Below are 13,324 nucleotides of genomic sequence, written 5' to 3'. Positions count from 1 at the left end.
AGCGTGCTATACTCCCTGCCGTCCTTTCGTGGGCAGATAAGCTGGTGATGATAGGTAAATATTGGAACACTTACCTAATAGCTTGCCAATGCTACATTTATTATATCGCCTATACGGGCGCACCATCATAATACTGCTTGGCCTGCTGGTAAATCTTGACCGTCTCGGCAAAGTTCTCCGCCGTATTGACAGCGGTCTTCGAGGTATGCGCGATATTGTCCGACATGTTGATGATGCTTTGTGCCAGATTGCCGGGGTCGGTAACTACCCATTGCGCCCTTGACTGTCCGGCCGCGAGCAAAAGTCCCGCACAGGCGATAAGCGTTCTTGTCTTCATGGCCGTTCCTCCTTCCGTATATAGTCACCGTTCGGGGAGAAGGTCAATATGTCCGTCTCCTCATTGTAGGCCACGTCGATGCGGTATCCGGTGTTGATGAACAGGTTGCCGTTCTCCTCCACCAGCAGGTAGGTCTGCGGCTTCAGCCGTCGTGTCTTTCCGCTTCGGGCAAACACCGTCACCTTATAGTTCCTGCCCTCCCTGTATATCAGCACGTCGGGCTTTCCTTCCACACTCGTCCATGACCCGCACAGCCTGTCCGGATCTGTAGCCTTCCCGTCCGTGCAACTTTGCAGCAGCAGTGTCGCCGCCCCTATCAGGCAGACGGCCATTCTCAATAAATGTCTGTTTCCCATAATCATTTACATTTCAGGATTTAATGTCTGTCTTTTGTTTTCTCTCTTTTTTCCTCAGCCAGCCTTCTTACGGCAAATTCAAGGCTCCCTCCCTGTTCCTCCGAAAGCCGCTGCACTTCCATCTTCTCGGTCTCTTCCGTCGTAAACACCAGATATTCTTCCGGGCTCACTTCCGTGGCATAGACTGCCGAGTGCGTTCCTCCCAGACCGATCCAGACCTCGCGGTAGGGAGTTCCCGGACGGTTGGCCTGGTTGATGGAGAGAATCTGTCCTTTCTCCTTTTCCGTCAGCCCGAGCAGTTTCTGGATATGCTCGAACTTGTTCATGTATTTCCGCTGGTCCAGGAGTATCTTGCAGTCAGAGTTGTTGATGATGGCCTCCTTTACGATCGGGGACGAAATGATGTCGTCCACCTCCTGCGTGACCACAACAGCCTCCCCGAAATACTTTCTGACCGTCTTGAACAGGTAAAGTACATAGGCACTCATATTGGCCGACATCAGGGCCTTCCAGCATTCTTCAATCAGTATCATCTTCCGGATGCCTTTCAGCCTGCGCATCTTGGAAATGAATGTTTCCATGATAATCAGTGTCACCACCGGAAGCAGCACCTTGTTCGAGGAGATGTTGTCCAGCTCGAACACGATGAACCGCTTGTTCGCCAGGTCCTCCTCCTTGTCCGAGTTCAGCAGGAAATCATAGTCGCCCCCTTTGTAGAAAGGCTCCAGCACGTTCAGGAAACCGTCAATGTCAAAGTCCTTCTCACGTATCTTCTTTTCCTCCATCATACGCCGGTAGTCGTCACGGACAAATTCGTAAAAGCCGTTGAAGTCGGGCTTGAGTCTCCTGTCTTCCGTTATCCTGCGGATATAGGCGTTCACCGCCCCTGACAGGGCCACTTCTTCCGAGCGTTTCGGAGCCTCGTCCTCACGTTTCCACAGAGTCAGAATCAGTGTCTTGATGCTTTCGCGTTTCTCCACGTCAAACTGTCCCGAATCGGTATAGAAGGGGTTGAAGGTAATCGGGTGCTCCTCTTCATACGTGATGTAAATCCCGTCCTCACCGTGTGTCCGCTCGTTGATCAGCCGGCAAAGCCCCTGATAGCTGTTTCCCGTATCCACCAGAAGCACATGCGCGCCCTGTTCATAGTAGTTTCGCACCAGATGGTTGGTAAAGAACGACTTTCCGCTTCCTGACGGTCCTAGGATAAACTTGTTGCGGTTCGTAATGATGCCGCGCCGCATGGGTTCGTCGCTGATGTCCACATGCACGGGAATACCGTTCTGGCGGTCTGCCAGCCGGATTCCGAACGGACTGGGAGAACTGCGGTAGTTCGTTTCCTCCGTAAACAGGCAGACGGCCTGCTCCAGAAAGGTATGGAAACTTTCTTCCGCCGGAAAGTCGCCCGCATTGCCAGGAATTCCGGCCCAGTAGAGCACGGGAGCATCCACCGTGTTGTGCCGGGGCGTGCATTCCATCATGGCAAGCTGGCTTCCAGTGTCGTTTTTCACCCGGCGCAGCTCCTCCGCATCTTCGGCCCATGCCAGCACGTTGCAGTGGCAGCGTACCGGCAACAGCCCTTTCGCATGCGCCTCGTCCAGATACATCTCCACCCATTCCCGGTTAATCGCATTGCTGCGGCTGTAACGGGAGAGGGAAAGCAGGTTGCGGGAAGTCTTTTCCATATCCAGCAGCGTTTCCTTTGCATCATCGACAAAGACATACTGCGAATAGATATGGTTGCAGGACAGGAGCAGCCCCACCGGTGCGGCAAACGAAAGGCGGCAGTCGCTCCGGTCTGTGGACATCCTCCCGTAGCGCATGTCGGTTCCCACCTTGCCGGGCAGGTCGCCCGCTTCCGAGAGGGTATGCAGGCAGATCCGCTTGTCTCCGATGCGCATTTCCCCCGGTTCGAGGTAAATGTCTTCCAGCACTGTGTTCCCTTTGTCCGTCGAGAGGCAGAAGTATTGTTCCACCAGTCCCGGACGGTCGGAAGTGCCTGTGATTTCCGCTTCACCCATACGCCGGATGGAAACCAGACCGGAGTCGTTCATAATCCGCTCGAACTGTTCCACCGCTTCCAGAAAACGGACGGCCGTGTCCCTGTCCGCAATTTCCTTTGGAAGTATGGTTCCCCGGCAGAGCGTGCTGAAGTCACTCTTTTGGCGGCTGCGCTCCTTTGTTGTCTTTGTCAGGAACAGATAACAGTAATGGTTCAGGTACGGACGCTCGTTAAAATGCCGTTCATAACTTTTGGCAAGGAAACTTTGTCCCTCTTTCCCGAAATCAGGCCGGTAGGTCTCCTTCACGAACCAGTCCTGCTTGCAGACCACCGAATAGTCAGGCAGCACCCGGATGGCTTTTACCCAGGCCGAATGGATGGCCTCATACTCGGCTCCCGTCACCGTGTACAGCTCCGGAAGCCGTACCTCGAATACAGCCGTCAGGTCGGCATCCTTGCTTACGATGAAGCCGTGCTCCACGGCCAGCAGGGGGAACTTGCGTTCCAGTGTCTCGGCTTTCAGTACATTTCTCATGATTCTTTTCTTTTGGTCAGTAATCGGAAGATTCTCTTGCGGCGGATCAGGTAACGGGGATGGCGTTTCTCTGCCAGCATCTTCATCAGGCCGTGCTCGCCGTACCTTGCGTTCAGCCGGAAGACCAGCCAGACCAGCATACTGCCGGCTGACAGACCGGAGAGGATACATATCCATTGGCTCACTCCGGCAAGATAGAGCACGATTACCGCAAGAAGAACGGCGGCAAGACCGGTCACGAATACAAACAGGTACATGGTGGTCAGCCCTTTAAACTCCACTCCCTTTCCAACGCCTTTGTTCATCGGATACTCCATAGGCTCAAAGGAAGAACGAACGCAGGATGGTAGCCGCCACAATCAGGAAAATGCAGGCGAAAAACCACGAGGCCGCCGTCTTCGAGGTATCCGGATCACCGCTCGAAAACTTGCCGTAGGTCTTGATGCCGCCCACCAGACCGAGCACGGCGCCGATGGCGTAGCACAGTTTTGTCGCCGGGTCGAAATACGAGGTCATGAGGTTTGTCGCCTCGTTGATACCAGCAAGTCCCTCGCCCTGGGCAAAGGCATTCGCTGCCACTAACACACTCAATACCGAAAACAGGATTCTTTTTCTCATTGTCGAAACATTTTAGGTTACACTTTTCTTTGATTTCGACAACAAAAATACATGGCATAATACACTGATGTACAAATGCTTCACCACATATCATCACATGGCATCAGATGTCAGAAACACGATGGTTTCATATACAGGAAGATTGATTTCATTACTTTATTTCCACCAGAAATAACAGTAACAATAAAAAGCACATCAAAATTTTCTTTTTCCCTGTTTTTTTCGTATATTTGAAAACACGCCGTCTTATTTGATTATCATGGATAAAGAGCAGTATATCATTTCAAGATCCGTATCCTTATTATTGACTTTTTAGGCTGTAATATAAATAAGCGGTCAAAAACATTTTATAGACAGGACATAATATTTAATAATTCTATCTATGAGTCAATACAATAATATTTTTATAAGCAGAGAAGATTTTCTGGATTATAAAGCAAAGGGAATCCCATATACCGGATTTGTCATAGGAGAAGGATATGCTTTTGTACAATATCAGAATTATTATGAGGACGCGGATGGAACAGTCATAGATATGAATGATAATATATTGCCATACCAAATATGCATACCTAACATTGTTCAAATACAATGCATTGATACCTCAAAGGAAATGATAAAGAAAAGCCTTAGAGGGCTGTTTGACAAAAACGGATGTGCAGGATATATCGTTTCTGAAGGAGATACCTTAGCATATATTGCAGAAATGTTTGACGTTACTGTTGAGGAATTAAAAAGATGGAACGACCTGTCAAGTGAGTATTCTATATCCATAGGACAAAGATTATTAATAATTGACATAACGGAAAGAAGGATTATAGATATACCCCACACGGTAGATAATGGAGAAATTAAAGAAGCTGGAGCTTTAACTTCTCTTGAATTTTGGTTGGATTCACCATCCGACACTTTTCTTGACGGCATAGGTAAGATAGTTGCCAACATACTTTATAGCAAGATTAATTCTCCTGTTGTCTTTTTTACAGGACGTACTTTTGCCGGAGCAAGTCAATTACCGGAAGAACGGTTTGAGGCTTTTTTGGATATAATATCGCTTCCCCTTTTTGGAGGGGTTAAAGCTATTGGCTTTTGTGGCAAAGTTGAAAAAGGGTTGATAAATGGATATAATCCATTTTTAAAAACGAAACAATATAAAATGTATAAACCTTCAGGAAAAGGTTGGCAAAAAGAAGCAAGCAAAAAATTCAAGCAGGCAAGAGGACATTACATAATGCATGTCGAAAGTAAAAAATTTTGGAACGATATGAACTATGGAATCAGTATATGGAATGAATATTCAAAAAACGAAAATAATGATTGATATTGTAGGACTGGAAAGTATAGGCAAATATATTATTTGGCTATGGAGTAAATATGTAAAACGAAAACATATACCTTATATGGACCTTGAGTTTCATTATCCCAACTATCTCTTTATAGCACTGGGATGTCTTGTTGTTGCCATTTTTTTAGTCATAGCAGTTACTTATTTTTCAATTAAATAAAGGAAACAGAATGGCTAATGTCATCACATTAAAGAATAGGAAAATTCATCATTTGGTTGTGGAATAAGTATATAAAGAAAAGATATATACCCTACATTGACCTTGAATTTTATTATCCTAATTATCTCTTTATAGTACTGGGAAGTATTATAGCTGCCATTATATTGGGCATAGCAATTATTTATTTTTCTGTAAAAAATGAGCAATATAAAATATAATGAGTGCACCAGGTATATATTATCATGTCGGAAAATTCTTAGTTTGGATTTGGCATAATCATACACAGAAAAAAAAGATAAAATATGAGGATATTATATTTCAATATCCAATAAAACTATTCTGGATAGTTGGCATTATTGCAGGAATATTATTCATCATAATAGGATATGCGTTATTCAGACTGATAAAAGACCTCTAAGAGTAATGGAAAACCTCTGAATGGTCGGTTTGTTTCTAAAACGAATTATGGAATGAATATTCAAAAAACGAAAATAATGATTGATATTGTAGGATTGGAAAGTATAGGCAAATATATTATTTGGCTATGGAGTAAATATGTGAAACGAAAACATATACCTTATATGGACCTTGAGTTTCATTATCCCAACTATCTCTTTATAGCATTGGGGATTCTTGTATGTGCCATTATCTTGGGAATGGCAATTACCTATTTTTCAATTAAATAAGGAAAACAGAATGGCTAATATCATCACATTAAAACGAATAGGGAAATTCATCATTTGGTTTTGGAATAAGTATATAAAGAAAAGATATATACCTTACATTGACCTTGAATTTTATTATCCCGACTATCTCTTTATAGCACTGGGAAGTATTGCAGCTGCCATTGTATTGGGAATAGCAATTTTTTATGTTACACACAAGTAAACAACATATTTTATGAATAGATACATTCTAATGTAATAAAAGGTCAGGCATTTAGCAATGTAAAAGCTTGACCTTCATATCGGTCATGCAACAATTTTCCGATGAGAATTTGCTCATGTAAAAATAAAAGTGTACCTTTGCATTACTAGAATCCGCCACGCTTCCCGTCGAACAGCGTACCAGGGCGGAACTTTTTTTATATAGATATGTTATGAATTATACCAATCCCCCTCTTGGCATTCCCGATTTGATTGCGGTTCTGAAAGCAAAAGGACTGGAAATTGCCGATGAAAAAAAAGCCGAGTCCTTTCTTGAGAATGTCAGCTATTTCCGGTTCGACGCTTACCTGCGACCGATGGAGCGGACGGATGGACATGCAGGGTTTAAGCCTGGAGCCTCTTTTGAAAAAGCGGTTTCCCTATATGAGTTTGATTCCCGGCTGAGATTGCTGGTTTTCTCCGCCATACAGAAAATCGAAGTTTCATTGCGTTCGAAAATCATCAACCGGTTCTCTTTGGCACACGGTGCCTTTTGGTTTATGGATGCGGAGAAAGCGGTGGACAAGCATAAGTTTACCGAAAATCTGGGAACGCTGGAAAGGGAACTCCAGCGCTCAAAGGATGATTTCATAAAGGAGCATTATGAGAAATACGGCAAGGACAGTTTTCCTCCTGCATGGAAACTGTTGGATTTGGCGTCATTCGGTTGTTTGACCAAGCTATACTTCAACTTTGCCGATATTCCCATTAAAAAGAAAATAGCCCGTTCTTATGGTGTACCGCAACACGAGATTCTTGAAAGCTGGATGAAAGCGGTCAATGCGCTCAGAAATGCGTGTGCCCATCACGGACGGATATGGAACCGTGCCATGCCGGTCATGCCGCAAATGCCCGTGTCTTTGAGACAGGCATGGATAGCGGACAGGCCACAGGTCGCAAACCGTTTTTATGCCGTATTCTGTTGCATGGCATATTGGCTTAATGCGGTTGCGCCGGGCAATACCTTAACTGCGGATTTCAAAAAATTGCTGACTGAATATCCAAATGTGGACACAGCGGCTATGGGATTTCCCCCAAGGTGGAAAGAAGAGGACTTATGGAAATAGGGGAAGAGTTACCCGAAAATAAAGACAGTTCCTGCAAGCCATGCCATCTGAAAGCATGATTTGCAGGAACTGTCTTTTATGTGCTTTCTTTCCTTTAAACAGGAAAAGTTCCGGAACCGCCCCTACAGCAGTTCCCGCCAGTCCCTACCAGGAACACCCGTCTTTTTGGGCATCCTGTGCCGTATGGGATTGCCGTCCTCGTCCAGATACCGTTCCATCAATTCCGTCAGGAACTCCTTGTTCTCCACTTGCGCCTCTATGACGGCGTACATTTCCGTTTCCCGGATGGCGTGCAGGGTAATGGCCGCACGCAGCGACTTCCCCTCGTCCCGGTCGGCGTTGCCTACTCCGAAAATCACGTCCCCCATGTTCTCAAGGTCAGCCTGGGTAATGGCCTGGGTGACCGTTTCCACTTCCGGCGCATTACCGTCCAGTTCCTCCTGTTCCTCTTTCAGGAGCCTCATCTCTTCCAGAGGGAGATTGCATTCCACCTCTTCCCCCATATCTTTTTCCTCACCGATAAAATCGCTTTCCAAAGGCAGGCTCATGAACGGGGCTGCGGTCTTTCCGGCATTCTCGTCCAGATAGACATAGGTGGTGTCCCCCATAACGTCCTCCGTGTCATTTTCCGCCACAGGAACTTCCGGTACTCCATCCACCGTCTTCTTCCGCTTGCGGGACACAGCGTCCCCATAAAGCAGGTCACATACTTTCCGCACTTGCCCTTTTGTATGCCATACCTTATATAAAAGGTAGAAGACACAGGAAAGGCGCACTGACAGGTAAACTATTTCTTCCATTGCACAGGTTTCTTTATTGCTTGTTCATTATAAATGCCGTTTATTATCTCTTCGTATTGTTTCAGATGGTCGGACAGCACGTTGTTCACAAAAGTGGGTACGGACATTTCCGGGGCGATGACAGGAAGCACACCGGAAATGACCCGGTACAGCGAGTCATGGATATAGGTCTGCCGCCTGGTTCCGGTAAGCCGCTCGCTCAGGAAACGCTCCCGATATTCGTCATAGCCGGTCCGCATGTCTACCGTGTCGGAACCGTCATCGGAAGACGCACGTGCCTTCTCCTTTTTTTCCCGGCTTGCAGGCTTGCTGTCCTTTTTTTCGGCTGGAACGGATTCCCTCTCTTCCATTTCCCCCAGTGCGGAAGTGTCCCCTGCCACCACACGTTTGAGCAGGTCCTCGTCCACACTGTATATCGTTCTGTTCTTGTTTGCCATAGCCGTCCGGATTAAATGCCGAGTATCCGTTCCATTTCTTCGGCAAGCAGGTCGATATTGCTTCCCTTCAGCAGTCCCGGAGAAGGCGGGAACAGCGTACTACGGAAAATCTGGCCGTCACGCCCGATACCCCTGTTGTAGCGTTCGGCTTTGGGAAGCACCGTTTCCATCACCTCAAGTCTCAGATGCCTGAAAATCTCCATGTAGGCGTTGTACAGTTCCCTGGATACGCGGCGGTCCATCTGGTTCCAGAAAAGGCGCACCTCATGCAGAGGGAACTCCCGGTTGCGGCTGAGAAGCTCACGGATGGCAAGCACGAAGTTCATGCTGCTTTGCATGACCATACGGTTCTGCGTGACCGGAACAAAAAGATAGTCCATATTGACGATGGAGCGGAACACCCCGGTGGCATTGACCGTCCCGGGCAGATCGACCAGCACCAGGTCGTAGGCCGTATCGGAGCGGTCCAGAAATTCAAAAGCCGTCTGTTTGGCCTCCTCCGGAGTGGAGGTCAGGATGTTGTAGGCTTTCCTTCCGCTCTCGCCGAACTGGTTCATCAGGCGGCTTTGGAGCGTTTCGCTCTTTTCCACAGCCTTGACATCCCACTCACGGATGTCCCGGATGCTGTGCTGGGGATAATCACAGTCCACTACGAGTACGTTCTTGTCCTTGCGGTAGTGGAAGTAACTGGCAAGAAGGATGGTCAGGGTAGATTTGCCGACTCCTCCTTTCTGGTTGCTCAAGGCAACGAACAAAGGTTCTTTCTTCATCTTCTGTATGAATTTTGGGGTTATTGTACATGTTTTCTGAATCGTAATGGCATCAACGCGTTTCTTGCGTCAGTGCATGGCATGATACAATGCCGGTTCTGCCGCAATGCGGCATGGCAGGGTATCAGAACATCATCCGCCCCGCCTTGTCACGGAACAGTTCCTCCAGCTCGCTCCTGTAGGTTTCCAGATGGTGCGCCAGCACATTGTCCAGAAATGCGGGTACGGTCATGCCTTCACCAAGTAGGGGCAGCATGCGCGACAGCTTGGAATAAATCTCATGACTGATGTAGGTCTGCTTGCGGTGCTCGCCCTCTTTCCGCCTGAGAAAGGTCTCTTCATACCTTTCCTTCCTGCCGCCCCTTTCCGGGACAAAGACAAGCTGTTCCACGATGACGGTCTTGCCACTGTGCTTCTCCCCGTGGCCGGGACTGAAAGTCGGTTTCTTTTTCATCGTTTCCTGAATTTAGAGGTTCATTATCGTTTGTTTCTTCAATGGCATTCCCATGTCCGGCGCATCATTGCATTTTCCGCATGAATACAGGACGTTCAGCAATACATCCATACATTGTCCACTACATTATATCCGTACCGTAAGCGGTACAATGTATCCATACAATACAGGATGCGGAATATCATGGCATCCCGTCATGCAGGGCATCATGGCAAGTACCGCATGAATGCACCGCCTCATTACAGGCGTCATTCCGTTATGTGCCGCAAGATATTCATGCCCCACGGCATGTATTGTACCCGTACGGCACATACCGCAGTGTACCGTTACAATGCCTGAAGCCTTGCGTCATGCCAAAAGTAGAATGTTTTTCCCGTTTATCCGCAGCTTTTCCGCCGCTTGGCATCACATGTCATCACACGACATCACACGTCATGCAAACCATTGTTTTACAACCGATTACAACCGGATAATTTTGCATCATCAAGAAGAAGGCAAAAATATAACCGCAGTTCGTCGGACCACTGCCCGCCGCAAGCGTCGCGCAGCAATCCGCCGAAGGTGGATTTTCTGCCCAAGCGGGCAGAGCAAGTTGTGTTTTGGGCAGCCCGAAATGATTCGGGCATCCCAAAACGACTTGCCCTCGCCCGACGGCTCGGGAGGGATTTCCTCCAAAGTCGGAAATCCATGAAGAAAGAAACATCAATCGGAAACATCAATGTGTATGGAAGACAGAAACAGAAGAGGTAAAAGAAAAGGCACGGGCAGGAAACCGAAAACTGACCCGGCAGTATTCCGCTACGGTATCAAGCTGACCTCGGAAGAGAACGGTAAATTCGAGCTGCTGTTTGAAAGATCCGGAATGAAGCAACGGGCAAGATTCATCAAGGCGATGATTTTCGGACGGGAAATGAAGGTTGTCAGAATTGACAAGGTCTCGATGGACTACTACATCCGCCTGACAGAACTCTACCGCCAGTTCCAGGCCATCGGCAACAACTATAACCAGGTGGTCAGGGCTGTCAAGAACAATTTCGGGGAGAAACGGGCGATGGCCCTGCTCCACAAGCTGGAGAAATCCAACCTGGAACTGATGCTCGTCTGCAAGAAAGTTATTGCACTCACTGAAGAATACGGACGGAAATGGTTGCAAAGATAAGCCGTGGCACAAGCCTTTATGGCGCACTCGCCTACAATTACGGAAAGGTCCTGAAAGGCACGGCGGAGATTCTTTCGGGAAACCGCATGATTTCCGACCGTCTGGGACAGCCGAGCGAGGACATGCGCCTTACGCTTCTCTCCTTTGAGAACTACCTGCTGGCGAACCGCAATACTGAGAAACCGGTACTGCACATCGCGCTCAGTCCTGCTCCGGAAGACCGTCTGACCGCCATGCAATTGGAAGAGCTGGCGGCAAGGTACATGGAAAAGATGGGCTATGGAGACCAGCCTTACATTGTTTTCAGACACGGCGACACGCACAACACGCACATCCATATTGTGAGCGTCTGTGTGGATGAGAACGGCCGTAAAATCAGCGACGCTTACGAGCACCGGCGCTCCATGACCGTCTGCCGTGAACTGGAAAAGGATTTCGGACTCAGAAACGGAGCAGAGATGGAAGATAGGAACCTGAAACCGGAACTGAAGAAGGTGGATGCCTCCAGGGGGGATGTACGCCACCAGGTCGGTGGCACTCTCAAGGCCGTGCTCGAAAGTTACCGTTTCCAGACCTTCGGCGAATACAGCGCATTGCTTTCCACGCTCAACATAGAGGCAAGGCTGGTAAAGGGAGAGTACAAGGGAGAACCTTATACAGGCATCATCTATTCCGCTACCGATGACAGGGGCAGGGTGGTCAGCCCGCCTTTCAAGAGTTCCCGTTTCGGCAAGCGTTTCGGCAACGAGGGGCTGAAAAAGAAAATGCTTTCCCATACGAAAGATTTCAAGGACGGCAAATGGGAGCCGGCAATCCGGATACAGGTGGCGGAAGCGATGCGCCTCGCACGTTCAAGGAAGGAATTTGCAAGAATGCTGGAGAAAGACCATATCGGCGTGGTCTTCCGCAAAAACGAGGCCGGACGCATCTATGGGGTCACGTTCATTGACCACGACCGGCGCGAAGTGTTCAACGGCTCACGCATGGGCAAGGAGTTCTCGGCCAACGTATTTGACGGGCTTTTCCGCTGGTGGGACAGCATACCTGAAAAAGAACTCCGGGAACATACGGCCGGAGAGCTTTGGCAAAATCACCGTCATAAGGTGGAAAGCGGCAGTGCGCTGGAACAGGCAGCCGGTATCCTTTCCATGGAGTCCAACCCCGCCGTCGATTATGAGGAAGAGGCTTTCCGCCGCCGCATGAAGCGGAAAAAGAAACCGGCAAGCCGCAAATCGCGCGGTATCTGAAAGAATCATGTCAAACCCGGAACACCTGTCGGCACCTGTCCGGACAGGTGTTCCATAATACCGAACATTTTTATGCAACAGGAAGACGACTTGAGGGCGCTGGCCAAAATCATGGACTTCGGACGCGCCGTAAGCATATTCATTCTGGTGGTTCACGTTTATGTGTACTGTTATCCGAGCGTGACCGCCTGGCATCTCAATCTGGATGTCATAGACCGCATCCTGCTGAATTTCGACCGGACGACCGGCATATTCGGATGCATCCTTTGGACAAAGCTCATCGCTGTGCTGCTCCTTGCCATATCCTGCATGGGTACGATAGGTGTAAAGGGAGAAAAAATCACTTGGCCACGTATCTGGGCATTCCTCACGGGCGGGGCGGTTCTCTTCTTTCTCAACTGGTGGTTGCTTGACCTGCCTTTTCCGCACGAGGCTGTCACCTCACTTTATGTCGCCACGCTGGCTGCCGGTTATCTCTGCCTGCTCATGGCCGGACTGTGGATAAGCCGCCTGTACAAGCACAATCTCATGGAGGATGTGTTCAATGAGGAAAACGAGTCCTTCATGCAGGAAACCCGGCTCGTCGAGAACGAATACTCCGTAAACCTGCCCACCCGTTTCCTGTACGGGGGAAGGCTCAATGACGGATGGATCAATGTGGTAAATCCTTTCCGGGCCACCATTGTATTGGGAACTCCGGGCTCAGGAAAGTCCTATGCGGTAGTGAACAATTACATTAAACAGATGATTTCCAAAGGATTCAGTGTCTATATCTACGACTATAAATTCGATGACCTCTCCACCATTGCCTACAACACGCTGCTGCACAACAAGGACATGTACAAGGTCAGCCCGAAGTTCTATGTCATAAACTTCGATGACCCTCACCGCTCGCACCGCTGCAATCCCATCAACCCGATGTTCATGACGGACATATCCGATGCCTACGAAGCGAGCTACACCATCATGTTGAATTTGAACAAGACCTGGGTGTGACCTGAAAAGTCACGTAATTGATTGTTAAACAGCAATGTATATTGCAAGATTTAACCCGCTGTTCCGTCAGCGGTAGCCTACTATAAGGTGCATCTCCAGTGATGGGTTGTGCTAA

The 13,324-nt window shown here is 48.4% G+C and carries 11 protein-coding genes and 3 pseudogenes; 5 read left to right on the top strand and 9 right to left on the bottom strand.

Going from position 1 to position 13,324, the window contains the following annotated elements:
- Positions 1 to 124 precede the first annotated feature (124 nt).
- From H3001_RS17305 to H3001_RS17285, 5 genes and pseudogenes are all read right to left on the bottom strand, one after another.
- A pseudogene (locus H3001_RS17305) lies at positions 125 to 337 on the bottom strand (DUF4141 domain-containing protein); the annotation flags it as partial.
- Positions 334 to 693: a DUF3876 domain-containing protein gene (locus H3001_RS17300; protein ID WP_181215603.1), complete on the bottom strand. Its 360-nt coding sequence runs from the start codon at positions 691 to 693 to the stop codon at positions 334 to 336. The gene H3001_RS17300 and the pseudogene H3001_RS17305, both read right to left, overlap by 4 nt.
- Positions 694 to 713: 20 nt before the next feature.
- On the bottom strand, positions 714 to 3,230 hold the full coding sequence (locus tag H3001_RS17295; protein ID WP_181215602.1) for a TraG family conjugative transposon ATPase: 2,517 nt from the start codon (positions 3,228 to 3,230) through the stop codon (positions 714 to 716).
- Positions 3,227 to 3,547, bottom strand: coding sequence for a DUF4133 domain-containing protein (locus H3001_RS17290; RefSeq protein ID WP_181215601.1), 321 nt, complete (start codon positions 3,545 to 3,547; stop codon positions 3,227 to 3,229). Before H3001_RS17290 ends, H3001_RS17295 begins: the two co-directional genes overlap by 4 nt.
- A gap of 4 nt (positions 3,548 to 3,551) precedes the next feature.
- Positions 3,552 to 3,906: pseudogene (locus tag H3001_RS17285) on the bottom strand (DUF4134 domain-containing protein).
- Positions 3,907 to 4,230: 324 nt separating this feature from the next.
- Here H3001_RS17285 and H3001_RS17280 point away from each other — a divergent pair.
- Positions 4,231 to 5,169, top strand: coding sequence for a LysM peptidoglycan-binding domain-containing protein (locus H3001_RS17280; RefSeq protein ID WP_181215599.1), 939 nt, complete (start codon positions 4,231 to 4,233; stop codon positions 5,167 to 5,169).
- Positions 5,170 to 6,452: 1,283 nt separating this feature from the next.
- Positions 6,453 to 7,346, top strand: coding sequence for an Abi family protein (locus H3001_RS17275; protein ID WP_219915892.1), 894 nt, complete (start codon positions 6,453 to 6,455; stop codon positions 7,344 to 7,346).
- Between the two features lie 122 nt (positions 7,347 to 7,468).
- On the opposite strand, the gene H3001_RS17270 is transcribed toward H3001_RS17275, so the two are convergent.
- The 4 genes from H3001_RS17270 to H3001_RS17255 all read right to left on the bottom strand — a co-directional run bounded on the left by H3001_RS17270 (position 7,469) and on the right by H3001_RS17255 (position 9,807).
- On the bottom strand, positions 7,469 to 8,146 hold the full coding sequence (locus tag H3001_RS17270) for a DUF4122 family protein (RefSeq protein WP_181215598.1): 678 nt from the start codon (positions 8,144 to 8,146) through the stop codon (positions 7,469 to 7,471).
- Positions 8,134 to 8,583 (bottom strand): DUF3408 domain-containing protein, encoded by a 450-nt coding sequence (locus H3001_RS17265; protein ID WP_181215597.1) that lies wholly within the window; start codon positions 8,581 to 8,583, stop codon positions 8,134 to 8,136. Before H3001_RS17265 ends, H3001_RS17270 begins: the two co-directional genes overlap by 13 nt.
- An 11-nt stretch (positions 8,584 to 8,594) precedes the next feature.
- Positions 8,595 to 9,353 carry a ParA family protein gene (locus H3001_RS17260; RefSeq protein ID WP_181215596.1) on the bottom strand — a complete coding sequence of 253 codons (759 nt, stop codon included), beginning with the start codon at positions 9,351 to 9,353 and terminating at the stop codon, positions 8,595 to 8,597.
- A gap of 124 nt (positions 9,354 to 9,477) precedes the next feature.
- On the bottom strand, positions 9,478 to 9,807 hold the full coding sequence (locus H3001_RS17255) for a DUF3408 domain-containing protein (RefSeq protein WP_181215595.1): 330 nt from the start codon (positions 9,805 to 9,807) through the stop codon (positions 9,478 to 9,480).
- A gap of 724 nt (positions 9,808 to 10,531) precedes the next feature.
- On the opposite strand from H3001_RS17255, the gene mobA reads away from it, so the two are divergent.
- The 3 genes and pseudogenes from mobA to H3001_RS17240 form a co-directional block, all read left to right on the top strand.
- Positions 10,532 to 10,966, top strand: a complete 435-nt coding sequence (mobA, locus tag H3001_RS17250) for a conjugal transfer protein MobA (RefSeq protein WP_181215594.1) — start codon at positions 10,532 to 10,534, stop codon at positions 10,964 to 10,966.
- Positions 10,951 to 12,213 (top strand): conjugal transfer protein MobB, encoded by a 1,263-nt coding sequence (mobB, locus tag H3001_RS17245; protein WP_181215593.1) that lies wholly within the window; start codon positions 10,951 to 10,953, stop codon positions 12,211 to 12,213. Before mobA ends, mobB begins: the two co-directional genes overlap by 16 nt.
- 72 nt (positions 12,214 to 12,285) lie before the next feature.
- Positions 12,286 to 13,206: pseudogene (locus tag H3001_RS17240) on the top strand (YWFCY domain-containing protein); the annotation flags it as partial.
- Positions 13,207 to 13,324 lie beyond the last annotated feature (118 nt).

Source organism: Phocaeicola faecicola (genome assembly GCF_013618865.1).
GTDB classification, from domain to species: domain Bacteria; phylum Bacteroidota; class Bacteroidia; order Bacteroidales; family Bacteroidaceae; genus Phocaeicola; species Phocaeicola faecicola.
This window is presented reverse-complemented; position numbering and strand designations above follow the sequence as displayed.